Below are 582 nucleotides of genomic sequence, written 5' to 3'. Positions count from 1 at the left end.
AGACAACTGAGAAGAAGGAGAGGCGATGAATCTGAGAAGCAGGGTGGCGACGGTCGCTGTCATCGTGCTGATGGCGGTGATCGTCTGCCAGCCCGTGAGTGCTGCAGGCATAGCCGTCGGACCTTCCAGCCTGACGATAGAGAACGGGCTGCGTGGAGGGTCCTTTGAACGGTCGTTGACCGTCTTCAACCCGTCTGATACGGGCTTTGAGGTGGTTCTCAGGACCGAAGGTTCTGCAGGGGACTGGATCCGGTTCTCTACCATCGATAACGATGAGGAGATTGAGACGATCTACGTCCCGGAGAATGGCCAGATCCCTGTCCTGATGCGGGTGACGGTTCCCGACGATGCTGCGAACGGCCGCTATACGGCAACGATCGTCGTCGAGACGGTTCCCGGCGAGGAGATTCCCGGCTCGGTGGGGATGATCCTCCAGGCGAAGTCCGCCCTGGAGATCACGGTGACCGACGTCGAGAAGATCTCCGGCGAGGTCACGAGCATTGTGGTGAGGGATACCGAGGTGGATGTCCCGCTGGGGATTGAGGTCGGTTTCAAGAACACCGGAAACGTCGTGGTGACCCC

General features: G+C 59.8%; 1 protein-coding gene. It reads left to right on the top strand.

All coding sequences use genetic code 11. The features are described from left to right. Positions 1–25 precede the first annotated feature (25 nt). On the top strand, positions 26–582 hold a 557-nt coding region (locus ACI94_RS04185; protein ID WP_286681134.1), incomplete at its 3' end, for a hypothetical protein.

Origin of the sequence: Methanoculleus sp. DTU007 (genome assembly GCF_001512385.1) — an archaeon.
GTDB classification, from domain to species: domain Archaea; phylum Halobacteriota; class Methanomicrobia; order Methanomicrobiales; family Methanoculleaceae; genus Methanoculleus; species Methanoculleus thermophilus.
Note: the sequence above shows the minus strand (reverse complement) of the source record. Positions and strands in the feature narration are given on the sequence as shown.